Annotated in this window: 27 protein-coding genes, 1 tRNA gene and 2 pseudogenes; 11 read left to right on the forward strand and 19 right to left on the reverse strand. The window is 51.2% G+C overall.

Going from position 1 to position 25,344, the window contains the following annotated elements; all coding sequences use genetic code 11:
* From lsrB to lsrG, 3 genes are read left to right on the forward strand one after another with little or no spacing between them, the layout of a single operon-like run.
* Positions 1 to 1,002, forward strand: a complete 1,002-nt coding sequence (lsrB, locus tag ACOTXI_RS11975; RefSeq protein WP_025912529.1) for an autoinducer 2 ABC transporter substrate-binding protein LsrB — start codon at positions 1 to 3, stop codon at positions 1,000 to 1,002.
* Between the two features lie 11 nt (positions 1,003 to 1,013).
* Positions 1,014 to 1,901: a 3-hydroxy-5-phosphonooxypentane-2,4-dione thiolase gene (gene lsrF, locus ACOTXI_RS11980; RefSeq protein ID WP_058655033.1), complete on the forward strand. Its 888-nt coding sequence runs from the start codon at positions 1,014 to 1,016 to the stop codon at positions 1,899 to 1,901.
* On the forward strand, positions 1,898 to 2,191 hold the full coding sequence (gene lsrG / locus ACOTXI_RS11985; protein ID WP_008503162.1) for a (4S)-4-hydroxy-5-phosphonooxypentane-2,3-dione isomerase: 294 nt from the start codon (positions 1,898 to 1,900) through the stop codon (positions 2,189 to 2,191). The genes lsrF and lsrG overlap by 4 nt, the downstream gene beginning before the upstream one ends.
* Before the next feature lie 101 nt (positions 2,192 to 2,292).
* Here the strand turns inward: lsrG and ACOTXI_RS11990 are convergent, their stop codons facing one another.
* The 10 genes from ACOTXI_RS11990 to ygjG all read right to left on the reverse strand — a co-directional run bounded on the left by ACOTXI_RS11990 (position 2,293) and on the right by ygjG (position 11,903).
* Positions 2,293 to 2,580 (reverse strand): hypothetical protein, encoded by a 288-nt coding sequence (locus ACOTXI_RS11990; protein WP_045351630.1) that lies wholly within the window; start codon positions 2,578 to 2,580, stop codon positions 2,293 to 2,295.
* 9 nt (positions 2,581 to 2,589) lie between these two features.
* Positions 2,590 to 3,291 carry a fimbria/pilus periplasmic chaperone gene (locus ACOTXI_RS11995; RefSeq protein ID WP_045351725.1) on the reverse strand — a complete coding sequence of 234 codons (702 nt, stop codon included), beginning with the start codon at positions 3,289 to 3,291 and terminating at the stop codon, positions 2,590 to 2,592.
* 10 nt (positions 3,292 to 3,301) lie between these two features.
* Positions 3,302 to 3,832 (reverse strand): fimbrial protein, encoded by a 531-nt coding sequence (locus ACOTXI_RS12000; RefSeq protein ID WP_023294617.1) that lies wholly within the window; start codon positions 3,830 to 3,832, stop codon positions 3,302 to 3,304.
* Positions 3,833 to 3,841: 9 nt separating this feature from the next.
* Positions 3,842 to 4,387, reverse strand: a complete 546-nt coding sequence (locus ACOTXI_RS12005) for a fimbrial protein (protein WP_008503166.1) — start codon at positions 4,385 to 4,387, stop codon at positions 3,842 to 3,844.
* A 10-nt stretch (positions 4,388 to 4,397) separates the two neighbouring features.
* On the reverse strand, positions 4,398 to 5,405 hold the full coding sequence (locus ACOTXI_RS12010; RefSeq protein WP_008503167.1) for a fimbrial protein: 1,008 nt from the start codon (positions 5,403 to 5,405) through the stop codon (positions 4,398 to 4,400).
* Positions 5,406 to 8,033 (reverse strand): fimbrial biogenesis usher protein, encoded by a 2,628-nt coding sequence (locus ACOTXI_RS12015; protein WP_023294615.1) that lies wholly within the window; start codon positions 8,031 to 8,033, stop codon positions 5,406 to 5,408.
* A gap of 77 nt (positions 8,034 to 8,110) precedes the next feature.
* The gene (locus ACOTXI_RS12020; protein WP_008503169.1) at positions 8,111 to 8,818 is read right to left on the reverse strand and encodes a fimbria/pilus periplasmic chaperone; all 708 of its coding nucleotides are present in this window, start codon (positions 8,816 to 8,818) and stop codon (positions 8,111 to 8,113) included.
* A gap of 45 nt (positions 8,819 to 8,863) precedes the next feature.
* On the reverse strand, positions 8,864 to 9,397 hold the full coding sequence (locus ACOTXI_RS12025; protein WP_021242352.1) for a fimbrial protein: 534 nt from the start codon (positions 9,395 to 9,397) through the stop codon (positions 8,864 to 8,866).
* A gap of 72 nt (positions 9,398 to 9,469) precedes the next feature.
* On the reverse strand, positions 9,470 to 10,012 hold the full coding sequence (locus tag ACOTXI_RS12030; protein WP_008503171.1) for a fimbrial protein BcfA: 543 nt from the start codon (positions 10,010 to 10,012) through the stop codon (positions 9,470 to 9,472).
* A 511-nt stretch (positions 10,013 to 10,523) separates the two neighbouring features.
* Positions 10,524 to 11,903, reverse strand: a complete 1,380-nt coding sequence (gene ygjG, locus ACOTXI_RS12035; RefSeq protein ID WP_008503172.1) for a putrescine aminotransferase — start codon at positions 11,901 to 11,903, stop codon at positions 10,524 to 10,526.
* 436 nt (positions 11,904 to 12,339) lie between these two features.
* Between ygjG and ACOTXI_RS12040 the strand changes: the two genes are divergently transcribed.
* Both ACOTXI_RS12040 and ACOTXI_RS12045 read left to right on the forward strand, forming a co-directional pair.
* Positions 12,340 to 13,860, forward strand: a complete 1,521-nt coding sequence (locus ACOTXI_RS12040) for a methyl-accepting chemotaxis protein (RefSeq protein WP_008503173.1) — start codon at positions 12,340 to 12,342, stop codon at positions 13,858 to 13,860.
* Positions 13,861 to 14,197: 337 nt separating this feature from the next.
* Positions 14,198 to 15,757: a methyl-accepting chemotaxis protein gene (locus ACOTXI_RS12045; RefSeq protein ID WP_039024806.1), complete on the forward strand. Its 1,560-nt coding sequence runs from the start codon at positions 14,198 to 14,200 to the stop codon at positions 15,755 to 15,757.
* Here ACOTXI_RS12045 and ACOTXI_RS12050 read toward each other — a convergent pair.
* Positions 15,754 to 16,248 (reverse strand): PadR family transcriptional regulator, encoded by a 495-nt coding sequence (locus tag ACOTXI_RS12050; protein WP_021242349.1) that lies wholly within the window; start codon positions 16,246 to 16,248, stop codon positions 15,754 to 15,756. The genes ACOTXI_RS12045 and ACOTXI_RS12050 overlap by 4 nt on opposite strands.
* A 147-nt stretch (positions 16,249 to 16,395) precedes the next feature.
* On the opposite strand from ACOTXI_RS12050, the gene ACOTXI_RS12055 reads away from it, so the two are divergent.
* Entirely contained in the window at positions 16,396 to 17,160 is a 765-nt protein-coding gene (locus ACOTXI_RS12055) for a siderophore-interacting protein (protein ID WP_087855182.1), read from the forward strand.
* Here the strand turns inward: ACOTXI_RS12055 and ACOTXI_RS12060 are convergent, their stop codons facing one another.
* From ACOTXI_RS12060 to ACOTXI_RS12090, 7 genes and pseudogenes are all read right to left on the reverse strand, one after another.
* A complete protein-coding gene (locus ACOTXI_RS12060; RefSeq protein WP_023326128.1) occupies positions 17,161 to 18,330 on the reverse strand; it encodes a molecular chaperone DnaJ in 1,170 nt (389 codons plus the stop codon).
* Positions 18,331 to 18,819: 489 nt separating this feature from the next.
* Complete coding sequence (locus ACOTXI_RS12065; protein WP_110915166.1) at positions 18,820 to 19,071, reverse strand: DUF2542 family protein; 252 nt, start codon at positions 19,069 to 19,071, stop codon at positions 18,820 to 18,822.
* A gap of 24 nt (positions 19,072 to 19,095) precedes the next feature.
* A pseudogene (locus ACOTXI_RS12070) lies at positions 19,096 to 19,233 on the reverse strand (site-specific integrase); the annotation flags it as partial.
* A 322-nt stretch (positions 19,234 to 19,555) separates the two neighbouring features.
* Positions 19,556 to 20,266: a hypothetical protein gene (locus ACOTXI_RS12075; protein WP_058653842.1), complete on the reverse strand. Its 711-nt coding sequence runs from the start codon at positions 20,264 to 20,266 to the stop codon at positions 19,556 to 19,558.
* A pseudogene (locus ACOTXI_RS12080) lies at positions 20,263 to 21,291 on the reverse strand (phage integrase). Before ACOTXI_RS12080 ends, ACOTXI_RS12075 begins: the two are co-directional and overlap by 4 nt.
* Positions 21,292 to 21,299: 8 nt before the next feature.
* Entirely contained in the window at positions 21,300 to 22,112 is an 813-nt protein-coding gene (locus ACOTXI_RS12085; RefSeq protein WP_058653843.1) for a hypothetical protein, read from the reverse strand.
* A 1-nt stretch (position 22,113) separates the two neighbouring features.
* Entirely contained in the window at positions 22,114 to 22,704 is a 591-nt protein-coding gene (locus tag ACOTXI_RS12090; protein WP_058653844.1) for a phage repressor protein CI, read from the reverse strand.
* A gap of 132 nt (positions 22,705 to 22,836) precedes the next feature.
* On the opposite strand from ACOTXI_RS12090, the gene ACOTXI_RS12095 reads away from it, so the two are divergent.
* The 4 genes from ACOTXI_RS12095 to ACOTXI_RS12110 all read left to right on the forward strand — a co-directional run bounded on the left by ACOTXI_RS12095 (position 22,837) and on the right by ACOTXI_RS12110 (position 24,500).
* The gene (locus tag ACOTXI_RS12095; RefSeq protein ID WP_058653845.1) at positions 22,837 to 23,058 is read left to right on the forward strand and encodes a hypothetical protein; all 222 of its coding nucleotides are present in this window, start codon (positions 22,837 to 22,839) and stop codon (positions 23,056 to 23,058) included.
* Between the two features lie 30 nt (positions 23,059 to 23,088).
* Positions 23,089 to 23,238 carry a hypothetical protein gene (locus ACOTXI_RS12100; RefSeq protein WP_187298279.1) on the forward strand — a complete coding sequence of 50 codons (150 nt, stop codon included), beginning with the start codon at positions 23,089 to 23,091 and terminating at the stop codon, positions 23,236 to 23,238.
* Between the two features lie 125 nt (positions 23,239 to 23,363).
* Positions 23,364 to 23,813, forward strand: coding sequence for a hypothetical protein (locus ACOTXI_RS12105; protein WP_058653846.1), 450 nt, complete (start codon positions 23,364 to 23,366; stop codon positions 23,811 to 23,813).
* A gap of 6 nt (positions 23,814 to 23,819) precedes the next feature.
* Positions 23,820 to 24,500 carry a BRO-N domain-containing protein gene (locus tag ACOTXI_RS12110; RefSeq protein ID WP_058653847.1) on the forward strand — a complete coding sequence of 227 codons (681 nt, stop codon included), beginning with the start codon at positions 23,820 to 23,822 and terminating at the stop codon, positions 24,498 to 24,500.
* Between the two features lie 94 nt (positions 24,501 to 24,594).
* On the opposite strand, the gene ACOTXI_RS12115 is transcribed toward ACOTXI_RS12110, so the two are convergent.
* A tRNA-Ile gene (locus ACOTXI_RS12115) sits at positions 24,595 to 24,670 on the reverse strand.
* A 124-nt stretch (positions 24,671 to 24,794) separates the two neighbouring features.
* Between ACOTXI_RS12115 and mug the strand changes: the two genes are divergently transcribed.
* Entirely contained in the window at positions 24,795 to 25,301 is a 507-nt protein-coding gene (mug, locus tag ACOTXI_RS12120) for a G/U mismatch-specific DNA glycosylase (protein ID WP_008503183.1), read from the forward strand.
* Positions 25,302 to 25,344: the final 43 nt, after the last annotated feature.

Raw genomic sequence — 25,344 nt, forward strand, 5'->3', positions numbered from 1 at the left:
ATGAAAACAAAACTGCTCGTCCTGGCAATGGCCCTCAGCTTCGCTTCGGCGCAGGCGGCGGACCGCATTGCCTTTATCCCGAAGCTGGTGGGCGTCGGCTTCTTCACCAGCGGCGGCAACGGTGCGAAAGAGGCGGGGAAAGATCTTGGCGTGGACGTGACCTACGACGGCCCAACCGAGCCGAGCGTCTCCGGCCAGGTGCAGCTCATCAATAACTTCGTCAACCAGGGCTATAACGCCATTATCGTCTCCGCCGTGTCGCCGGATGGGTTGTGTCCGGCGCTGAAGCGCGCGATGCAGCGCGGCGTCAAGGTCCTGACCTGGGATTCCGACACCAAACCGGAGTGCCGCAGCATCTACATCAACCAGGGCACGCCGGAACAGCTGGGCGGCCTGCTGGTGGAGATGGCGGGCAAGCAGGTCACCAAACCGAACGCGAAAGTGGCGTTCTTCTACTCCAGCCCGACCGTTACCGATCAGAACCAGTGGGTGAAAGAGGCGAAGGCCAAAATCGAGAAAGACCATCCCCAGTGGCAGATCGTCACCACCCAGTTTGGCTATAACGACGCCACCAAATCGTTGCAGACCGCCGAAGGGATCTTAAAAGCCTATCCGGATCTGGATGCGGTCATCGCCCCGGACGCCAACGCGCTTCCTGCTGCCGCGCAGGCGGCAGAAAACCTGAAGCGGGAAGGGGTGGCGATTGTCGGGTTCAGCACGCCGAACGTGATGCGCCCGTACGTTGAGCGCGGCACGGTGAAGGCCTTCGGCCTGTGGGACGTGGTGCAACAGGGCAAAATTGCGGTCAATGTCGCCGATCGTTTGCTGAAAAAAGGCGATCTTAACGTTGGCGACAGCGTGGACGTGAAAAATATCGGGACGCTGAAGGTCGAGCCGAACAGCGTGCAGGGCTACCAGTATGAGGCGAAGGGCAACGGCATCGTGCTGCTGCCGGAACGCGTGGTGTTCACCAAAGAGAACATCAGCAAATACGATTTCTGACGGGGGAGCAAATGGCTGATTTAGACGACATCAAAGACGGCAAGGATTTTGGCATCGGCACGCCGCAGCAAAATGTGCCGTTCACCCTGAAGGGCTGCGGCTCGCTGGACTGGGGCATGCAGTCGCGGCTGGCGCGCATCTTCAACCCAAACAGCAACCGCACGGTGATGCTGGCCTTTGACCACGGCTACTTTCAGGGGCCGACTACCGGCCTTGAGCGTATCGACCTCTCTATCGCGCCGCTGTTTGGTGAAACCGACGTGCTGATGTGTACCCGCGGCATCCTCAGGAGCCAGGTGCCCGCCGCGACGAACAAACCGGTGGTGCTGCGCGCCTCCGGCGGTAACTCGATTCTGGGCGAACTTTCCAACGAGTGCGTGGCGGTGGCGATGGAAGACGCCCTGCGCCTGAACGTCTGCGCGGTGGCGGCGCAGGTGTACATCGGAAGCGAGTTTGAGCATCAGTCGATCAACAACATCATCAAGCTTGTCGATGCAGGGGCGCGCTACGGCATGCCGACGCTGGCGGTGACGGGCGTGGGGAAAGAGATGGCGCGTGACGCTCGGTATTTCTCGCTGGCAAGCCGCATTGCCGCCGAAATGGGGGCGCAGTTCGTCAAAACCTACTACGTGGATGAGGGTTTTGAAAAAGTCACCGCCAGCTGCCCGGTGCCGATCGTTATCGCGGGGGGCAAAAAGCTGCCGGAGCACGAGGCGCTGGAGATGTGCTGGCGCGCGATAGACCAGGGCGCGTCCGGCGTGGACATGGGGCGCAACATCTTCCAGTCCAGCGCGCCGCTCGCCATGCTGAAGGCGGTGAAGAAAGTGGTGCACGATAACTGGAATGCCCGTGATGCGTTCCAATTCTGGCAGGAAGAGAAACAGGGAGAAGCACAATGAACGTGACGCTGGTAGAGATCAACATTAAGCCCGAGCGGGTGGACGAGTTTCTGGAGGTGTTTCGCGCCAACCACGAGGGCGCAATCCAGGAGCCGGGGAACCTGCGTTTTGACGTATTGCAGGACCCGAGGGTGAAAACCCGGTTCTTTATCTACGAAGCCTATAAAGACGAAGAGGCGGTGCTGGCGCATAAGCAAACCCCGCACTATCTCGCGTGCGTGGATAAGCTGGAGGAGCTGATGTCGGAGCCGCGCAAAAAACGCAGCTTTGTCGGGTTATTGCCGGAGTAATGGTCTTGCCCGGTGGCGCTGCGCTTACCGGGCTTTTGGGGAAAAGGTGGAATGGTTTTCTAGGCCGGATGAGCGTAGTCCGCCCGGCTTTAGATTTTGCTTTACTGCGCTTTTTTGGCTGCGTCCTGCATCTCTTTCATTTTTTGCGCGGCCGCTTGCTGGCTTTGGCGTAGGTTTTCGCTCGCGGCAACCAGAAACTCAGGATGATTAGCCAGGTAGATAGATATCGCTTCACCCATTTTTTCCGGATGGGCGGTAAAGTAATCCTCGGCGATTTTGCCGATTTCCGTCTTCTGCTCAGCGGTAAACTCAGCGGCCTGGCTCAGCGCCGGTGCGGTCAGTGTGACGAAAACGGTCAGAACGAGGAGGGGGTGCTTTATGAAAAACATGATGGGGACTCATTTCAGATTAAGGATGTTAACCACGGGCGGCATAACCCGGCCATAGTCGTTTATGGTTTGCCAGCGTATTTCGCAGCGAGGCGCCTTCTGGCACTCGTCCATTGTTCGCTGGCTAAAAGGGGCAATGATGCCCGCGTTATCAATGGATTTGTTGTTAATACGCGTCTGGAAGAGCGTCACGTAGTAGGGGGTCGGGTTCTTCACCACGAGCTGGTTTGCTGAATATGACCAGAGGATTTCCCGATACGCGTTTTCTGGATTGCCGTTTAATCCCTCAGGGCGATAGAACACTTTGAAGCTTGAACGTACGGCCATTTGCACGTTGTCGCTGCTGGTCTTACTGGCTGGAATGGTTGAGATGCTGAGGGTGAAAAGCGTTTCACGGTCAGCAGGCAACCCCTCATCGGCACGAAAAATCCTGATGCTATTTTCGCGTCCGCCCTGTAGTGCAAAAAGCGCGGGCGTTGCAACAAGCGCCGAGGTCGCCTGGGGGGCAGAGGTTGCCCCTGGCCAGTTTCCGCCAGCATAAATTTTTGCGCTGACCAGCCAGGGAAGCGTGGATTTATTGCGCACTGAAACGGTAATGGAGTGCTGTTTTTCAGGATAGACGAAGCGTGTCCCCCCTATCACGACGCCTGCATGCGCAAAAGAGATGAACGTTAAGAAGGCTAAAACAGGGATCAGGATGCGCAGTTTCATCACGGTGTTATCAGGCATAAGTCAAAATAAAGGTTGCTGCAGCATTGGCTGTTCCGGGCGATACAGCGCCTCCGTCAGCAAGATAACGGGCATAAAAATCAAGGGTGGCAGTAAGCTGGTTATTTGACAGCGTAAACAGCTGGCTTTCATCGCCCAGCGGTATAAGCGTTTTGTCCGGATTATAAATACCGATAGCCACGCCGCTGGCATAACCCGGACCGCCTGTCAGCGAAAGCAAATCTGCGTTGCCCTGATTGGGCGTGCCTTCAAAATGGGTACTGATGTTATTCAACCCTGCGCCGCAGTTTTCAAGATTGATAGCAAAATGTTCCCATGGCGTATTATTTTTCTGGTTCGTAAATTGCCCTGTGGCGACGTCGCTCATACGAACGATAAGATTTTCCGAATCAGGCGATATGATGCAGGTTTTGCTTTTTACGGTGCCTACAATATAAACGGTCCCGTCGTGCGCCATTGTACTCGCACTGCCCAGGTGCATCAGAATAATGCAGAAGAAAAATAACCGGAGAAACGGTTTCATTCATATTCCTTACTGATAAAGCAGGTCAAAATACATAACGGCAGTCGCATTTCCTGACGTCACAACGGGCAGCGTGGATTTATAGTGCAAATAAAACGTGAGCGTGTTATCCCCCGGCAGCAGCGGATAAAGCGAGGACTCCGTATTATTGATCGGTATTGGGGTGCGATTGGAATCCAGTAGCTCAACGCCGAGGCCCGTTGCCATCCTGCCAGGCGTTCCCTTTCCGTTATCTGAAAGTGCCAGCAATGTCGGGTTGTTCGCATCCACATTCCCGGTAAACCAAACTTTGGTGCCGGTAATGGCGCGGGTGCAACCTTTCAACGTGATATCAAACTTTGTATCCGGCGTTGTGGTGCCAACCGACGGGAAATCATCCGCGGTAAAGTCACCGAGTTCGACCGTCTGCTCAACGCTGCCTGTGTCGACGTTGCAGGACTCCCCCACGATGGTGCCGATAAACTGAACATTGAAACTGTCATTATCTGCTCTGGCGGTCTGTAAGGACAACGCCAGATTTGCCAGCAGAAACAGGAGAAAATTGCGCTTTTTCATCACCCAATCCTTATGCGAAATCAACGCGTAACAAGGCCAGAGCGGTGAACACGCCCAGTTCCGGGGAATTGCCCGTTGTGCTGATAGGATATGCTTTCAGCGTCACGTTGGCCTTGCCCGCCTCATCAGTCGTAAAAGGTGCGCTACTTGAAAAGACATTCGGTTTCAATATGTTGTCTTGCTCACTGGTAACCACGACGGCAACATCAGGATTATCCGATGCCAGCGCTTCCGGGTAGCGAGGGTCCGATGTGCCCATAACGCGCAAGGTTAATTGTGCCGGCGAGTTCACATCAGCATTACATTCAATGGGCACATTGAAGGTTTTGGGTTGAGCGTTGTCCGGCATCTGCCCGGCGCGCGTAAAATCACCGTGATAAAGAGAACCCAGATCCACCGTTACGGTTTGCCCGGCATTAATGACGCAGTTTTGCGGCACGGTAATGACGCCACTGTAGGTAATCTGGTAGACAATATTGGTCAGGCGATCGTTATTCGTCGTGGTGACGTACACATTGAACATCAATTTTGGCGGGATAACCACGGTGCCGATAAAAGGCCTGACAATTTGTAATTTAAAGATCAGGTCATTATCGTTGACCGGGAAAACGCCGCCGGTATCCACTTCATCGTGGCCGCCCATGTGAACGTACTCAATGGGGGGATAAAATTCACCAATGGTTGCGTCATTTATTTTCATGGCGCCAATAATATAATCCGGGTCAAGCTGGAGATATTTCCATTCACCATCCGTTTTGACGACCGGAAAAGGGCTCAAATAGGAGCGATAGGTGCGTTTTTCCCACTCACCCGGTGGACAGGTGGCGTTAACCTGCACATCCTGATTTTTTTCCAGCTCTGTGGAGCCACCTTTAATGTTCTGATTGGTGTTCAGCGTGGTGGTCAAATCATAGTTAACAATCGAGATGCCACCGTTAGCATTTTTACAAATATCGGCTATTCCATAAGGTGAGAATGCCAGCCCGACCACATAAAATAAAATCATCCATAATTTCATTTATATACACTCCGTTTTCAACCGCAGCAGCGGCTGTTTACTTTCAGGTAATTGATACTTCACGCTACATTGCTTGTCTGACCCTTCACCCCACTGAATTTTCAGCGTTCCCGCCGGGCTCAGGCCAGAGAGATAGACCTCTCCGTCTTCACCCACAATCGTATCGCTGCCATTGTCATCACGTGACACCATGGCACCGAAAGGAACGGGTTTGCCCCGATGGGTTAAGGTCATTAACGCACGCGTACCAGGCCGGGCTTTGAAGGTTGCACGCACAACCGCGCCACGGGTTGGGACCACATTGGTTACGGCATCATCGATATCCATATCGTCAGCCAGTGAGTTGATGTCCAGTGCCATGCGGTTGAGATGATACGAGGACGCGTAGGGAACCACGGCATAGCCTCTCCAGTCGGTATGAATACCTGGCTCGTTCTCGACCTTGACGTTACTCGCGCCCGGAGCGGCAATCAGCACGTTGGTATCACCCAGCGGCTGGCTAAGGGTGATGCCATTCCGGTGAGCAATGACGCCGCCGCTCAAACCGTAGTTCACCTGCTGGTAGTCGCCGTTTCCGCTGTAGTTATAGCCCACGTTCGCATTGCCATAGGCGCTATCGTATTCAAGGCTGCTGGAGCCTTGTGATTTGGTCCCCTGGCTTGAATACCCTTCCTGAACGCTGTAGCTCAGGTTGTTATCCTCAAGCAATGTGCCGTTGATCCCGGCATTTTGCGAGGTTTCACCCTTTTTGTCGGTGCTGATGTTGTAGGTGGCATAAGCATAGTTATGCTTCTGGCTGACATCGTTTTGTGGACGCAGCCACAGGCTCAATGGCAGCGACAAATTCAGCGCGTAAATCTCGTCGCTTTTCGACATGCCCGGTGATTTGTTGTAGTTGTAGGACAGGCTGTAGGACACATCTTTAATGGTTCCGCTAAAGCCTACCTGGAGTAGCGTATTTTTTTCATCGGTATGCCAGTAGGTCTGTTGGCTGCCCGTGACAAAGAGCGAACCTGCATGACCAAGCTGCTGAGAGATGTTGAACTGAACCTTTCCTCGCTTGGTGTAGTACAGATTGTAATAATCCATCCAGGGATTTTGCTGTTCGGTATCGTTGTCCTCGTGGTCACCTGTGTAGCCGCGCATTTGCTTATAGGCTGTTTCATCCAGGGAATAGAATCCCGAGGTCGAGTACCGGTAGCCCAGCAGCTGAAAGTTAGTGCCGAGGCCGTTAAGGGATTTTGCATACAGAAAACGGATCGATTGCCCTGAATGCGTGCTGTCATCCGCCAGCGTGCTCTTCGCGTGAGTCACATCCGCAGAGATAGCGCCCAGTTCACCCATATTCAGGCCGGTGCCGAATGCCAGCGAGTGGTAATTGTTGGTTATCTGCGATCCGCTATACAGCGTGAAGCCATGCGAAAGCCCCCAGATTAGAGACCCCTGAACGAAATTAACCTCGTCCTGTTGATCGCTGCTGCTGCGGTATTCGGCCGCTGTTAATGCGTACTTTACGCGGCCTTCACGCTGGAGTACGGGAACGGTGGAATAAGGCACGGAATAGCTGTTGATGCTACCGTCAGATTCTTTTACCTCAACACTGAGGTCACCGCTTGAGGACGTGGGAAACAGGTCGCTAATCGCAAATGCACCCGGTGGAACATAGCTTTGATAAATGGTGTAGCCATTTTGCTTAATGGTTACCTGAGCATTGCTTTTTGCGATACCACGGATCGTGGGCGCGAAACCCTTCAGGCTATCGGGCAGCATATTGTCATCAGAGGCGATTTGCGCACCGCGAAAAGGGAGGCTGTCAAATACGTCTGATGGGGTGTAGCTGTCACCCAGCGTCAGTCTTCCTTTCAGCGGAATGACCGCGCGTTCAACATAGGTATTAATGTGCTGCCAGTTGTCGCTGCGTGAGTCATCGCTGTTGTGATAATTCCAGCTTGAGTAATCCCTTAACCGCCACGGGCCAAGGTTCAACCCGCTGTTAAGCCCGAGGAAATAGCTTTTACTGGTTGAGTTGCTCTCCCCCCGATCGCGGCTACGAGAGCCGGTGAAGTTATAATTCAGCAGGAGGGCATTAATGCCTTCATCCCATTGTTCAGGCGGAATATATCCGCGTGCGCTATTCCTCAGGGCGGCTTGCGGGATACTGATATCCAGCCGCTGATGCTCAAAATCAAAGGTGGTTGATGAGGCGGGAATGATTGACGCAATATCAATACAGCTGTCCGTTTTTTCCGCCGTCAGCGCAGGAAACGCCTGAAGGTTAACGCCCAGGTTTTCCAGCGCTTTTGCTGATAAACAGGCGGTCAGACCGGTATCATCCGCCTGCGGTTGTGCCGTCGACGCCGTATTTCTTGCCGTAAAGGTGATATCGCGAGTCGCCACAAACGCCCCGTTAAGCCAGAGATCGACACGATAAACGCCTGGTGCCTGGCCATTGGTGGAAAACCGCGACAGGTCAGCAACGGCAGAGGGATCGCTAGACAAAAATGCCGGGTTGAAAAAATATTCTGCACTTGCATCTGATGGCGATAGCAATCCTGCTATCGCCATCGCCACTGGCGTAAGGGATGTTAAAGAAAATGTGCTAAAAATCAGTGAAGTATTACGTTTCATCTCTTTTCCCTGCAGTAAATGCTAAGTACTTCCTTCCTTGAAGACAAAATGCAGGTCTGCTATTTCATTTCAGGTTGTTAATGGGAACAAATCTGCGTAGGGGTATTTGCGCCGAAATCATTCACTGTCTGGAATTTCACACTACCGGAACCGCCGCCGGGGATATCCACCGTCAACGTGTTTTTAGGTGCGACCATTGAATTGGGAAGACGGGTTCCCCCAACAAAGAACTGCACCAACGATACGTAATACGGTGATGGATTCGTTATGATGACTTTTCCATTTTCTGTCCGACACGTCAGCGTTTTGGGCGCATCCACGGAAAGGGATGTTAATTTCTTAGGGCGAATGAATAACTTAATCACACTCTGTGTTGCTATTTGCAGCGTATTGCCCTGAAGCTTATTTTTATCGACAGACGGAATAGCCTTGCTGTTCAGATAGAAAACAGTTTCGCGATCGGCAGGAAGGTCGGGGCCGATATACATAATACGCAGCGTGTTCTCTTTCTTAGGGTGGATAACAAACAACGGTGGCGTAAGGATAAAGTCTGGTGACTTGATACCCTCAACGTTGGCTACCCATGATTGTATTAAGAACGTATTGTCTGCCGACGAATTGATCACCGGTAATGAAACCTGTTTATCCCCCTGCGGATAAATGACGCGGGTAGCCCCTAAAGCAATTCCACCTGCAGAGGCATTCGTTGCCAGACCCATTGTCAGCAGTAACGTACCAGCCATCATCAGGCGAGACAAAGACGTAGGTGATGTGTTCATTTGCATTGTTCCCTCAATTCTCATGACGAGGCACTCGGGCCTCTGAGTGTTTTACTGGTAGACGACGTTAAACCATACCTGGGCGTCGGCCGTACCAGCCTGAACGTGCGGTTGTGTGGAGCGGTATTTCGCCATAAAACGCAGAACATTGGCGCCGTTCTGCAAGGGGGCGTACCAGGGCGGGGCTGTATCCGGAATAAGTAGATGGCCGGTTGCGTCAAATATTCCCACACCAATCCCCTGCGCTGCGCCTGCGCCATAACCTGCGCGAAAAATTTGCGGGTCTTTTGCATCGGACTCGCCGCTGAACAGTACGCCCGCACGTTGACTGACGCTGGTATCGCAGTCTTCTAGCGTTATCTGAAAGGCTGTCGGTGCTGCCCAATCGCCCGTTGCGGCAAATTCGTTATTGCGTATTTGGCCCATACGCACAATCTGGTCCTGACTTTCTGCACTGACGGAACAGCCGGTGTTGACGACTTGCCCCTGAAAATGCACGCTTCCGTCGTCAATTGCCGAGGCGGGCAGTGCAACGCACAGCAATACGCTGAAAAACAGCACTGATTGCCTGGTGACCTGTCGCATAGTGACTCCGTTTCGATGGATCGGCAAAACACCCCCGAATCAGATTCCGGGGGTGTTACTGCAGCTAACGAATCAGGAGTAAACCATCTGGAATGTTGCAGTCGAGGATACGTTACCCGGCGTGGCCGCACCGGTAGCGATGTAGTCAACGCTCAGCGGGATGGTGTTCTCGCCATTGATCAGCTTCACGTTGGAGGAGGTATCACCGATATTGAGTACGTTACCATCCGGTCCGAACAGTTGCAGTGCGACGTTAGTTGCTGAGCCAGCTCCCGCTGTGTTAGCCAGTGAACCTGCCAGTGCTGCGTCTTGCTGACCGTTGAAAATCACAGCGGCGTTCTGGCTTACCGTGGTGTCGCAATCTTCCAGAACGATTTTGAAATCTTCTTTCTGGTTCGCCTGCATTCCTTTTGTCGTCAATTTCACAGTACGAACCTGGCTCAGCGTTACAGTCTGATCTACGGAGTCAGCTGCGACCGAACATGCAGCATTAACAACCTGGCCAACGAAGTTAACCGTACCGCCAGAAACCGTGACGGTGTCTGCCTGTGCGTTCATCGCTACGCCACTTACCATTGCCGTTGCAATGACCATTGCTAAAACGTGCTTTTTCATACAAATCCTTTTAAATAAACATCTTTCTGTCAAATTGAAATTGAGTAAAAGCTATATGCTTTCACAGCGTGAACTTGAATAACGTTTAACAAGTTCCGTTATTTAGAATATGCATTTCGCATAATGGACGGGCTTATTGAAAAGCTCTTTTCATCATGTTTATGATGTTCCGCGGCAGGTATTCTAGGAGCCGTGAAATATTATTTCAATGTATGGTGGTATAATATGCCGTTAGTTTTTTTTAGGTATAATATTAGAATTAATTAATATTTTTAAATGATGTAAGCAGTGGTGTTTTTACCGGATTTTAACAATGGGCGCCCTGTTTGCGGTCAAATAGATAAAGGTGGTGTATGGATATCGGTTTGGTTGCAAAAAAAATCATGTAAGAGAAAAGGAACTTTATAATTTTAAAAGTATAAATGTATGTCTGAAATATAATGCTATTATTTCAATTTGTAATATTTATACCAGAAAAATGAAATCCCCCTCGTTTAAGAGGGGGGATTGATCAGATCTCTTCTACGCGCACTCTGAGTGCTGCCAGCGCTTTACGTGCCGCTTTTAGCACCTGCTCACACTGCTCAATGGTCAGCGTAAGCGGCGGTTCAATACGAATGGTTTTTGCGTTATTAAGCGTTCCGGCCACCAGCACTCGCTGCCTGAACATCTCGCTCGCGAAGCTGTAGCCGATTTCGTTATCAACGAACTCAATCGCCATCAGCATCCCTTTGCCGCGCGCCTCCTGCACAAGGTCAGGGTATTCCCGGCCCAGCTGGCGGAAGCCGTCCAGCAGCATGTCGCCTTTTTGCTCCGCCTGCGCAGGCAGGTTTTGCTCCAGCAGCACGTTGATGGTCGCCAGCGCCGCCGCACAGGCCAGCGGGTTACCGCCAAAGGTGGTGGTATGCAGGAACGGATTGTCGAACAGCACCGAGAAAACTTCTTCGGTGGCGACCGTCGCGCCAATCGGCATCACGCCGCCGCCGAGCGCTTTCGCCAGGCACAGAATGTCCGGCTGCACGTTTTCGTGCTCGCAGGCGAACATCTTGCCGGTACGCCCCATGCCGGTCTGGACTTCGTCGAGGATCAGCAGCGCGCCAAACTCGTCGCACAGCTGACGCACGGCAGGCAGATAGCCCTGCGGAGGGAGGATGACGCCGCCTTCACCCTGAATGGGCTCCAGGATCACCGCCGCCACGTCATCGCCGGTTTTACGGCATTCGCTCAGCACGGTGCGCATGGCGTTAATGTCGCCGAACGGCACGTGGCGGAAGCCCGGCAGCAGCGGCATAAACGGTTTACGGAAAGTGGATTTCGCGGTCGCCGACAGTGCGCCGAGGGATTTACCGTGGAACGCGCCGCTGGTGGCGATAAAGGTGAATTTCCCGCGCGGCGACTGGTACGCTTTGGCGAGCTTAATCGCCGCTTCGACCGATTCTGTGCCGCTGTTGCTGAAGAAGCTGTATTTCAGTTTGCCGGGCGTTAAGGCCGCCAGCGTTTTCGCGAGCATGGCGCGAAGCGGGTCGAGCAGTTCCTGGCTATGGAGAGGTTGTTTCGCAAGTTGATTCTGTACGGCGGAAACCACAACTGGATTACGGTGCCCCACGTTGAAAATTCCAAAACCTCCCAGGCAATCGATAAACTCCTGTCCCTGGGTGTCGACAAGCGTGTTGAGACTTCCCGCTTGCCACTCTACGGCTCCGTAATCCCCGCCGGCGGTAACAGATTTGCGATACTCCAGAAACCCTGGATTGACGTGCTCTTTAAAGTAATCGATGACCTCACGGTTAAGTTGTTTCATCTCCTCATGATCAAGCGTTCGCTTCTCAATGAGATTCAGTGCGTGCGCGGTACAGGCAAGAGCCGAGGCGCTGGAAGGTAACCTGTTCAAAATGTGCTCCCGGGGATCGCGTATCACATGATACTGGTTTAAGTATTGCAGGGATTACGCCACTTCAGAGGCCTTAACGAAAATCGGGATAAACGCCAGGTTAAAATAATGTTGCACAATATTTAATCATGCCGAAAGAAGCCAAACGGGATTTAGCGGTACGGGGCAGCAAGTATAAAGAAAGGGGGGAAGAGCGTCGCTGCACTAAAGAGGTGCATACGCTGCAACTTAAGCGGGCATTAACAGGTCATACTTTGTCGGTAATTTCTTTGCGAAAGTATTTGAAATCAATGAATTAAAATATCGTACAAAAAGTATGGTTTAAGTCAAATCTGCGATCTTCATCAAGTTTAACAACTAAAGATAAATTGTTTACCGCCGAAAAAACATTGACCCACAAAATTAACATTCAAATAACCTGCAAGGGATGCTCACGATGTCCTCTCCAACCTATGTCACCCAGAATGAATATCCTCTGGACGATGACACCACCTTAATGTCTACCACAGACGTCCACAGTTACATCACCCACGCCAACGACACCTTTGTGCAGGTGAGCGGCTATCAGCTCGATGAGCTGACGGGCCAGCCGCACAATATGGTGCGCCATCCCGATATGCCAAAAGCTGCGTTTGCCGATATGTGGTACACGCTGCAGCAGGGCGAGCCGTGGAGCGGGATTGTCAAAAACCGGCGCAAAAACGGTGACCACTACTGGGTGCGTGCTAACGCGGTGCCGATGGTGCGCCGCGGGCAGGTGACGGGCTATATGTCGATTCGCACCAGAGCCACAGCGGAAGAGATCGCCGCCGTGGAGCCGCTCTACCGGGCGCTGAACGACGGGCGCTGTAAAAAACGTATTCACAAAGGGCTGGTGGTGGGAAAGGGCTGGCTGGGTAAACTCCCGGCCATGCCGCTGCGCTGGCGCGTGCGCAGCGTGATGGCGGTGCTCTTTGCCGGACTCGCCGCCACGCTGGCCGCCACCTCCGCAGGCTGGTTACCGCTTGCCGCCGCTGCGGTGGTGATGCTGATGGGAACGCTGCTCTTTGAGCAACAGATTGTCCGCCCGATAGAGAATGTGGCGCGACAGGCGCTGAAGGTCGCCACCGGCGAGCGCAACAGCGTGCAGCATCTTAACCGCAGCGATGAGCTGGGCCTGACGCTGCGCGCGGTAGGACAACTTGGCCTGATGTGCCGCTGGTTGATCAATGACGTGTCGAGCCAGGTGGTGAGCGTCCGTGACGGGAGCGACAGGCTGGCGCAGGGAAATGAAGATCTGAACGATCGGACCCGTCAGACCGTGGCGAACGTGCAGCAGACCGTCGCGACAATGAATCAGATGGCCGCGTCCGTTCAGAGTAACTCCGAAACCGCCGCCGAGGTGGACAAACTCTCCGTGGCCGCCAGCAGCGCGGCGACGAAAGGGGGCAACGCGATGCAAACCGTCGTTAAAACGATGGATGACATTGCCGACAGCACGCAGCGCATTGGCTCGATCACCTCCCTGATTAACGATATCGCGTTCCAGACCAATATTCTGGCGCTGAACGCGGCAGTTGAAGCGGCAAGGGCAGGGGAGCAGGGTAAAGGGTTTGCCGTGGTCGCGGGCGAAGTCCGTCATCTCGCCAGCCGCAGCGCCAGTGCCGCTAACGATATTCGTAAACTCATTGATGCCAGCGCCAGCAAGGTGCAGTCCGGCTCTGAGCAGGTTCACGCCGCGGGCCGTACGATGGATGATATCGTTGTGCAGGTGAAAAACGTGACCCAGCTTATCGCCCAGATCAGCCACGCGACCTCCGAGCAGGCAACCGGCTTATCAGAGCTAACCCGCGCGGTAGCTGAACTCGACAGCATCACGCAGAAAAACGCCGATCTGGTCGAGGAGAGCGCGCACATTTCTGCCATGGTGAAGCACCGCGCCGGACGCCTTAAGGATGCGGTGACCGTGCTCCATTGAGTCAGTCATGTTCCAAAAAAGCCGTTTATACCGTAGGGAATAAACGGCTTTTTATTTTTCTGATTGTGACTATTAATGGGGTTTGTTGTTAATTTAATATTAAATAACTAAAGAAAGTGCGTCAGTTATTTATTCCTGCCTAAGTCAGTTCTTCAGAATGCTATTTCGAAAATACCCCGTTTGGCGGTCTGGTAACGATCGATGAGGCCATATTAATAGCCTGCACCTATGTATTGTGAGGATTATGAAATAAAAAAACGATCAAACTCATAAAGTTAGCGAAATCGTTACCGATAACAGCGATCGTCTGAGAAATAATCACATCGATGGAGAAAATATGTTCTTTCATGACGTAAAGATCGGCACGAAATTATTTCTGGCGTTTGGGTTCTTTATTGTCCTGATGGCGATCAGCGCAAGTGTGTCTTTGCTGAGCCTGAACCGGGCAAATAATGGGATGCAGTCCATTGTTACCCATGACTATCCGACCACGGTAAAAGCGAACCAGTTAATTGATAACTTCCAGGAATTTATTAGCACTCAACAGCTGATGCTGCTGGACGAGCAGGGTACCTACACGGGGCAATCTCAGCAGCGCCTGAAAGAGATCAGCGAGCATATCACGGTGATCCTGGGCGAGCTGAACACCGCGTTGCAGGATCAACAGTCTCAGCAGGTGCTGGCGGAGATCCGCAGCGTGCGCCAGCAGTACCTGGATTCACGCTACCGCATTCTGCAGGCGGTGCAGAACAACAACCGTGCGGGCGCCATACAGGAAATGATGACCACCACCCTCGCCGTGCAGCAGGCTTACAAAGCGAAGGTGAAGGAGCTGATCGCCATTCAGAACAGCGAAATGCAGCGTGCGGGCACGCAGGTGGAAGGAGATTTCAGGTCTAACCGTCTGCTGCTGATCCTCCTCACCCTCTTTAGCGTTGGGGCAGGCAGCCTGATTGGCTGGTTTATCGTGCGCGCCATCACCCGCCCGCTCGGTGAGGCGGTGAATTTTGCAAAAGCGATTTCAGAGGGCGATCTCACGGGCAGCATTACGCCACACGGCAAAGACGAAACGGGCCTGCTGCTGCATGCCCTGATGGAGATGAAGACGCGACTGCTGGACATTGTGCAGCAGGTGCAGACCGGCTCGGAGAATATCTCCAGCGCTGCCGCGCAGATTGTCGCCGGGAACCAGGATCTGGCCGCACGCACGGAAGAGCAGGCCAGCTCCGTTGAACAGACTGCCGCCTCGATGGAGCAGATCACCGCCACGGTGAAAAATACCGCCTCGCATACCGGTGAAGCGACCAACCTTTCTGCCGATGCCGCCACGGTGGTCAAAAACAACGGTGAGATGATGAAGCAGGTGACCAGCAAAATGCGCCTGATTAACGAGACCTCCAACCGGATGTCCGACATTATCGACCTGATCGATGCTATTGCGTTCCAGACCAATATTCTGGCGCTGAACGCGGCGGTGGAAGCGGCGCGCGCCGGTGAGCACGGCCGCGGCTTTGCGGTAGTGGCCGGAGAGGTGCGCCAGCTTGCCCAGAAGAGCGCGTCGTCTGCCAGCGAAATCCGCGAGCTGATTGAGAGCTCCACCAGCCAGACCCAGGACGGGATGAACCTGGTCGAAAAAGCGAGTGGGCTGATTAACGGCATGGTTGGCAACGTGGAGGAGATGGATGCGATCCTGCGCGAGATCCGTCAGGCCAGCCATGAGCAGACGGAGGGGATCTCGCAGATCAACAGCGCGATTGGCCTGATTGATGCCACTACCCAGCAAAACTCCGCGCTGGTGGAGGAATCCGTCGCGGCGGCGGCATCGCTTAACGAACAGGCGATGCACCTGAAAGAGCTGGTACGCGTCTTCCGCGTGAGCGAGCACGCACCGGCTTAATCCAGCTGGGAGATCTCCAGCGCCGCGCGGTCGATTACGCCGATAATCTGCTTAAGCTGCGCGTCGCTGAGCTCTCCCTGATTCACCTTCAGGTCTAATACCGCCTTGAAGTTATCCAGCGCCCGCTTCATCTGCGGGTTTTTGCGCAGCTGAAAGCCGACGCTGCGCGCTTTGATACGCACCTGGATCTGTTCCAGCTGTTCCCGATTTTCGTCCAGCCAGTGTTGTCCTTCAGCGGTAATCGCAATGCGCTTACGCCCGTTCTCTTCTTCTGTAATGGTGATAAACGCCTGATCCTGCAAATAATCCAGGGTTGGATAGATGACGCCCGGGCTCGGGGTGTAGTTCCCCTGGGTCAGGTTCTCGATCTCTTTAATCAGCTCATAGCCGTGGCTCGCGTTGCGGGTCAGGATATCCAGAATCACCAGCCGCAAATCGCCGTGGCCGAAAAAACGCGGCCGACGTCCGCCGCCCTCGTGTTCGTGTCGCATAGTATTCCCTTTTTTTTGATATATCTAAACTATATCTAAGATATATTCAGATGCAATCTAAAAGATCTTGCATTTTTCCTTATTAGTAATCATTATCATTTGAAAATTGATTTAGATATATCGTATTCACCAGAAAAGGGTCTAAAAATGGCATCTACTCGTTATCCACAGCGTGTTCGTAATGACCTGCGTTTTCGCGAGCTGACGGTGCTCCGCGTTGAGCGCGCCAGCGCGGGTTTTCAGCGCATTGTGCTAGGCGGCGAGGCGCTGGAGGGCTTTAGCTCCCGCGGTTTCGACGACCATACCAAAGTCTTTTTCCCGGCACCCGGGACAACGTTTACGCCGCCGGTGGTCACCGATGAAGGCATCGACTGGGGCGACGGCGTGCGTCCGCAGGCGCGCGACTATACGCCGCTTTACGATGAAGCCCGTCATGAGCTGATGCTCGATTTCTTCATTCATGACGGCGGCATTGCCAGCAGCTGGGCGGTTGAGGCGAAAGCGGGAGACAAGCTGATCATCGGCGGCCCGCGCGGTTCGCTGGTGGTGCCGGAGGATTACGCCTGGCAGCTTTACGTGTGCGATGAATCCGGCATGCCCGCGCTGCGCCGACGCTTAGAGAGCATTGCTCAACTGCCGGTTCGCCCGGACATACACGCGGTCGTGACGGTTGGGGATGAATCGTACCAGGACTATCTGGCGGACCTGAGCGCGTTCAATATCACGTGGGTGGTGGGCCACAGCGAGCAGGCAGTCGCTGACCATCTGGCGGCGCTGACTGTTCCGGAGGACGATTACTTTATCTGGCTGACCGGGGAAGGGAAGGTGGTGAAACGCCTGAGCCGTCAGTTTGAAACCGACGCGATTGACCCACAGCTGGTGCGTGCCAGCGCATACTGGCACGCCAAATAATCAGGCTGCCGAATCCAGCTGCGCTTCGCTCACCTGATGTTCGAGCGAGGCGCGGACCTCGTGCAGCGCTTTCTCCTGCTGAGCAAAGTACGCTTCCATATTGCTCAACGACGAGACCAGCAGCCAGGACTCCTCTTTCTCCAGCTCCGCCAGCTCGTTCACTAAAATGTCGATTTGCTCGCGAACCTGCGCCATTTTTTTGCGGATACGTTCCAGATCGTTCAGCCTGTCGCTGGCCATCAATGGCTCGAAGCCCTGCTGCAGGCGGGCCACCAGCGAACGAATGGCTTTCACATCGCCGCGCTGCTTCGCCTGGTTAAGCTGTACCATCATGTTGTTGGCTTCTTCTTTCAGATCGTCCGCCACCAGATCCGGGTGGCAGAGCTTGCTCGCCTGCCGCCAGAGACGCTTGAGTTCGTTCTGGTCCTCTTGTGAAAGATGTTTACCTTTGCGCAGCCGCACTTCGGCATCGTGATGCTGTTCGCGATACTTCTCGTACTCTTCGTTGGCCTCGTCGCGAGCCTGACGCGCAGGCTCCTCCTCGCGCGTTAAGCCGCTCTCCAGCTCCAGCGCTTCGGCCAGCAGGTTGGCAATCAGATTGCTTTGCTGCTCCAGATGCTTACGCGCCTCGGCGGCCTGCACGGAGTCCGCCGGGAGATCGCGCCAGCGCTGGGTGAGCGTCGCCAGCACCTCTACCGCCTGTGCCATATAGTGCTGACAGCGACGGTAATCTTCCTCGCGACGACGCGCTTCCGCCTGCTGACGACGCAGGTTCAGCTCCGCCAGCGTTTTACGCAGGGCGAGGATCTGCTGCATCAGCGGCCCGAGGCGGGAGAAATAGAGATCGTTGAACTCATCAAGCTGCTGCACCCGCGCGTTGCGGCGGTCAATCAGATCGCGCAGACGCTCTTCCAGCGCCTTCAGCTCCAGCTTGCTGGCCGCCACCTGCGGATCGCGCCACGGCGTCACGGCGCGCTGGCCCTGCAGCCAGGCGGTTATGGCCGCCATGGCCGCGGTGTAGTTCTTCTCCTCAAGCGCCACGACGATTGCCTGTAGATCATCGTCAAACGCTTCATTTTTCAGGCGTGTCAGCTGGCTCTGGATGATGTCGTCATCTTCCAGTTCAATGGCATTTTTAATGATTTCTAGCCGTTTGATCGGTGTGCTCATGATGCCTTTCGCTTTGGCGCTTAAGTATTTGAGTTAAGGTTAGTTGTTGTAAAAGCTACAGGAAATAATACACACGGATGATGATCGGCGCGATGGGGGATTTCTTTAGTTTTTAGGGTTTGTGAGGGTGAGCGGCAGGCCGGGCTATGTGTGATTGATTCCGTATGTGCTTGCATAGGGTGCAGCAAAAATCAGAGGAGGGATACAGCCTGGCGAATGCTTGGGGGAAAACTCAGGGGACAACGAGGGGGCACCCGTTATTTAGCCAACAAAAAAGCCATTCAATCGAGTGGCTTAATCATATGATTCTACAGCTTAAATTTGGTGTCCCCTGCTGGACTAGAACCCGCGACCTGGCGATTCTGAGCTCCATTTTGAAGATTTATAAAACAATAAGTTAGTTTGTTTTTTTATGGGTTTTTGCATCGAATAATGTCAAATATGAAAGCATAGTGAATAGGTCTGCTGCCATTTTGCTGCCAACGATGCCTATAAAAAATGATAATCGCCATTCAATAGGTAAAGGGCTAAACCAATCATAAAGGAGCCGAACAGCGAAAACACAGTGTTATACCAGTAGAAGTAGATAGGTGTTTCGGATCGGTAGATATAATAGTTTTCATATGTGCCTTTATACCAACCGACGAAGACCCCACTTCTAAGAGCTTTTGCTGAATGAAAAATCATCCACAATCCGCAAAGAAGTACACAGATCAATACTAATAATGTATCCCATTCCATATATTGTCTTCTAAAAACAATGGTTTATAAAATTGTTGGTGGGTTGGGCAATGTCGCTTCGTTCAGGTGGTCAGGTGCAAAGTAAGCGTAGCGCATCGTTACCTTAATATCAGTGTGTCCAGGAATGCGCTGGAGTACAAGGATGTTGCCCCCGCGCATCATAACCACTGCATCCGAAGGGGTTGCATCAACAACTTTCGTACTGGCCCGCTGCTGGCGGGTTTTTTTATGGAACTCCTGCTGCCATTTCGCTGCCAACGGGATTTAAATAAACAAAAAGGCCACTCGCGTGAGTGGCCTAAGTATATGTATGTACTACTAAAATTTGGTGGCCCCTGCTGGACTTGAACCAGCGACCAAGCGATTATGAGAACGATGCACCACTCTTAAAAAACAATAACTTACTGTTAAAACAGAAAGTTACCGCGCGAATGCTGTTGGATGCTGCCGAGCCTTTGAGTCTTAAGGGGACAAAAAGGGGGCATCAAACATATCCTTTTGGAATACGAAGAGTTCTTGTGTTGCGAATAAGAATGTCAGAATATTTATTGTCATAACTATACATAAAGCAAAATAACCAGTAGAGGCGACGTGTTGAAGCATTCGCTTCCATATATGCAAGGAAGAAGCGCTTGTCATCTTCAGGAGACTGATCAAGTATACTCAGAATTTCTCCAGTAATTAAAACCACATCATAATATGGCCTGTTTGTTATAAACCACTCATCTTGTACAAGATTGGTGCTCAAATCAATAACATCACCTGCATCATATTCATCCTGTTTATGTTTCTTTATACTTTCCAAATCGTTGAATAATTGGCGCTCACAGTAGTAAAAATAGGACTCTTCATTTTGCAGCCCCATGTCATAGTAATTAATATCGTTCATCTTTTGTGTTAGCTTATCAAATAGGGAGCAAAAAGTTTCTCTCCTTTGTGCAGTGAGCAGTATTTGAAGTTGTTGATTGTTATATTTCTTTGTTAGAGTTAATGTTATTGATAGGATTATTACGCTTGCAAAGGAAAATATAGCGCTATAAATCCCGCCAAAAAATGAGCCTGCATTTGCCCAGTCTTGATTCTTATTTGAAAAACCATTCTCATGGAATGTTATGTAAAATTTGTATGCTGGATATAGAGATATCACTGTTAATATTATAAAAAAAATAACAAGTAAGACTGTTTTTATTTTCATTTTTTTGCCTCTAATGGGTTTAGTCTTATTGCATCTTCAAGATGGTTAGGTGAGAAATGAGCATAGCGCATAGTCATTTTAATATCTGTATGTCCTAAGATTTCTTTAAGAACCAAAATGTTTCCTCCGTTCATCATAAAATGACTGGCAAAAGTATGGCGTAAAACATGCGAAAGCTGGCCGTCAGGCAGGTTAAGTTCAGCTCGTTCGACTGCTTTGCGAAATGCCGAATAACACGATTTGAAGTAACGCCCTGGCTTTTCCGGTTTTGGTAGTGCGTCATAGAATTCCTGACTGATAGGCACAGTCCTGTTTCTGTTCCCTTTCGTTTTGAAAAAGCTGACTTTCAGATTTTTTATTTGCTTCGTTGTTACAGATTCAGCTTCATCCCACCGTGCGCCAGTTACCAGGCAAAGGCAGGCTACCCAGTATGTGCTGTCATTACGGCTTTTCATGCACTCTTCTAACAGCCGCGTAATTTCTTCATCTTCAAGGTAAGCCAGTTCGGCTTCCTCTGATTTGAAAGCACGGACATTTATTTGCGGATTATCAAGCTTCCAGTGCCCCAGGCGCTTCAACTCATTAAACACCGCGCGGAAGTAGGCCAGCTCAAGATTCATCGTTCTGGGGGAAACTTGTTTGACGCGAGATGTCCGGGATATTTCACCAGAAAGGCGCTTTTTCCGATACAGGGAAAACATGGTTGCGTCGAATTCATGAGCGAGTGGATCACCCATGCTGTCACAGGCAAATTCCATTGTTGATTTACGCTTTTCGCCATCGTCCAGCGTAACGCCGTGTTCATCAAACCACTGGTTTACAAGGTCGCGCAATTTACGACGTTCCTCTTTTCCGTACAGCCAGGGTTTAACGTGGATGTTTTCCATGATGTGGTTTTGCTAGGCAAGAGTCTCACCTTTAGTGGAGTATGTCCTGCGGATGCGTTTGCTGGCTTTACCTCGTGGTTTTCCTTTCGGGTAAAAGCCCAGCAACCATTTCCCATTGACTTGTTTTCGAATACACATATCAACTACTACTCTTTGTCATCATCTTCCTTAGATAGTGTAACTTTTGGCATGTGGACAAATAATCGTTGGTTTTCATCATCCCGAATTAATTCATTAAGGGATGCGCGCGCAGCGATATTTTCAAGAATGGCGTCATTTAAACTTTCATTATTGGAATTATAAAAAGAACGCCAGCTTGTTTTTGATTTTTGCATCCTCTCCATTCTTGACATTTTTTCATCAAGTTGTTTTATCATGCTAAATATCAATGAATCCTGTTGATTTAGCTGAACTTTGTCAATCTGAGCAGGCTGGATTTTTAGCAATTTAACTATGGAATTGACATCATCATCAGGGGCTTTATCTGTTTCATCAAGCATGGCTGAAATTTCATCAATATCACTCTTAACACTATCAACACGTAAAGAATGATCATATTTTACATATCTAAAACCAGCTATATCGAATGGCGTGTTGGTTTTGCCATCTGTAATAAGTATTGTTTTCTTATTAAATGCCTGTCGAAGTCCTAATTCATAAAAGACATTTGCATTCTTAGAACTTAAGTCACAAATAGCCATGTCGCATTCAACGATGTTTTTCAGAATGTCAAACATGATCATATGTGATGCTTTGGCATCATCAGCCCTGACCACTTTAAAACCCGCTCTTTCACATGCGGGTTTGATTAGATGCTCATACACCCGACCAAAATGGCCATTATCATAATCTGGATGATCGGCGATAGGCATAATGGCAAAGCATTTTTTTTCTTTAATAGATTCTTCTTCACTAGCTGCTGAGTTTACTTCAGTGGTGTTTTGCTTTGTGGCACTCATTTCAATTTCCTTCCGAGATAATCAAAACTACACGGCCTAATACATTAATATCTTCTAGATCACAATCAAATGCCATGCCTACTCCGCTTACTCGAACCTTTTTTACCGGGATGCGTGTCAGCGTTCTTATGCTGGATTTTCCTTCGACATTTACCAACCATTCGCCATCAAATACTTCTGCGAATTTCTGATCGAGGATGTATTGAGCCTTTTCATCCTGCACACAGATGGGGTCTGAGGGGAGTGGGTTTCCAGCTTTAAAGAAAACCTTGTCAAACATGACAAAGCCGGAATTATAAAGCTGACCATCTACAAGTTTCTTTTTTGTAAACTTCATGATGTCTAACTGCTCGTCATCGAACTTTTTATCCTGCCCAGTGGCCAGCCATTCGAGTGATACGCCAGTTTCAGCACAGCACTGGACAAGCATATCCGCAGGGAAGTTGTCACGGCGGTACCTTCCAGAAAGGCTGCTGGATGCCATTTTGAAATGGTCTGCTAACGCTAGTTTGGAGCCGAACCCGTAAGCATCAATTATGAGATCCAGTACCTCAGCACTGCTTCCGGATTGTGTAAAAGGAAACTTTGACATGATTTAGTCTCTCGCTTTTTGCGACTTTTGTATTGTGAAGTTCTTTTTTGCGAGGTGACATTCATCTCAATGTGGCTTTTAACGAATGTTGTTGAATGTTGCCGCATTCAACCGAAAACGGGAGTTTGCCTTATGCGTCCTAACATTACAATCACCATCCCCACACCATACCTGCCATTAGATGAGTATTGCCGCCTAACTGGAACAGCCACGAGTATAGCACGGGATATGATCCGTGATGGTCGTCTTCCTATTCGTGGTAAAGGAGATAAGCCACGGGGTCGTGTTGAAATCAACATGGCGGCTCTCACCGTAAAAGCCTTAACCGAATGCAGTATTTCGCTTAATGCGTAATCCCTCCTGCGGATTAGGGGAGAGCTAACAATGTTTGATTATAAGACTTCTAAACATGCTCATTTTGATGCAGCTTCCGCAGTAGCCGCAGTAGCCGCAGTAGCCGCAGTAGCCGCAGTAGCCGCAGTAGCCGCAGTTGTCGAATGGCTGGCGGGTAATGAAATTTGTTTCTGTGTGTAGTTCGCAAAGTATGAACTACACACAGAGATAGGCGTTAAGTAAGATTCTATAGATTCGTTGTTGTCTTGTGGTGATTGATAGGGTATAAGAGCAAGCGTAAGGTTAATATAATAGAGAGGTATCAGATGAATAGTGGTTTCTTTATATCTCGCTCCGACTTCCAAAAAATGTCGGAACGAACCCAAGATGAAATTTTGAGTGCAGTAACAGGCGAGGATAGCTCTCAACAACCAACCCCTGACTATAGCGGTCTGGCTGCTGATCTTTCTTCTTTACAGGCAACCCAATTTGTTAAAGGGTTAAGTGGTAAATCCAGAAGTGTTTTGAAAGCGATACTTGAAATTAAAGGTGTTGAATCAGGGTTTTGGATGTCCACACTCACCGTATCCTTAATGGTTAGCGCTGACTCCTTAACAGGTGTTTGGTCGGGGCTGACTCGCAGAAGCAGGACTGTGACTGGAGATGAAAACGCCTATCTGATTGATTGGGTGTGGCATGAGGCTGAAAGTGATTACTTTGGCACCCTTAACACGGTGACGATCAAGAACCTTAAAAAAGCGATGAATATTCGATGAATATAAATGGTGAAGCCCCGGCTGTTCGAGCAGTCAGGGCTTCGGTTTTGCCAAATCCCCAGCAAGGAATTCAGACATGCACAATGTATCAAAGAAGGAACTGACTTTCCACGAACCCCCCTTGCCGCTATTAATCGGAACGGTCAATTCTGGTTTACATCCTCTGATATAGCAAAAGCATTGGGATACAGCAGCGCTGATTCGGTGAGTCGGATTTACCGGAGGAACATAGACGAATTTTCAGCGGTTATGTCTCAGACGGTCAAATTGACCGCCTCAGGAAATTACCAGAAGACGGCGCGAATATTTACCTTGCACGGCGCATATCTGCTGGCTATGTTAGCCAGAACGCTAGTTGCGAAAGGGTTCCGCCGTTGGGTGCTGGATATTCTTGATCGTGAATGCCATCCGCGAAGACTGCTTATACCGGAAAAATTGACTGCTATTTTTCCGTGCTGTGGAAGGTCAGCAACCATTATTGACAGCAGATACATTACCCGGCATCGCACAGAAATTACTGCGCGGTGTGATCAACCGGATTGTCCAGACCAGCAATTTAAATCTGAGGTTACTTTCTCACATTACATTGAGGAAATGGGTAACGACCAGACTCTGAGGGGCATGATTCATTCGTTATCAATGCATCACAAGCAGACCCTAATCCGAATGCTGTCTGAAACTGCCTGATCCTTGAGGGAACAAAAAGGGGACACTGGCAAATCTGCCAACAAAAAGGCCACTCGCGTGAGTGGCCTAAGTATATGTATGTACTGCTAAAATTTGGTGGCCCCTGCTGGACTTGAACCAGCGACCAAGCGATTATGAGTCGCCTGCTCTAACCACTGAGCTAAGGGGCCGTGGCGGTGAATTATAAAGTAACTCCCCGCAGCAATCCAGCCATTCACACCTGCCTGCTGTTTTTATAAACAACGCATTATCAATCCTTTATACTTCCATAACGATGTATCAGCGGGAGTAAAGATGATCAACGATATTCTGGCCCCTGGCCTGCGGGTGGTGTTCTGCGGAATCAACCCGGGCAAGTCCTCGGCGCACACCGGTTTTCACTTTGCCCATCCGGGCAATCGCTTCTGGAAGGTGATCTACCAGGCCGGGTTTACCGACAGGTTACTCAAGCCCGAAGAGGAGCAGCATCTGCTGGACACGCGCTGCGGAATTACCATGCTGGTCGAGCGGCCGACGGTGCAGGCAAGCGAGGTCAACCTGCATGAGCTGCGCAGCGGCGGGCGGGAGCTGGTGAAGAAGATTGAAGACTACCAGCCGGCCGCACTGGCGATCCTCGGCAAGCAGGCCTACGAGCAGGCATTCAGCCAGCGCGGGGCTAAGTGGGGTAAGCAGAGCATCATGATTGGCGTTACGCAGGTGTGGGTGTTGCCGAACCCGAGCGGGCTCAACAGGGCGACGCTGGATAAGCTGGTGGAGGCCTACAGGGAACTTGATGAGGCGCTGATGGTGCGGGGGCTTTAGCTCCTTTGCGGTCTGATGCCCTCACCCACAGGTCGAGGGAATA

The organism is Enterobacter cloacae complex sp. BZL2005 (assembly GCF_049238885.1).
Taxonomy (GTDB): domain Bacteria; phylum Pseudomonadota; class Gammaproteobacteria; order Enterobacterales; family Enterobacteriaceae; genus Enterobacter; species Enterobacter roggenkampii.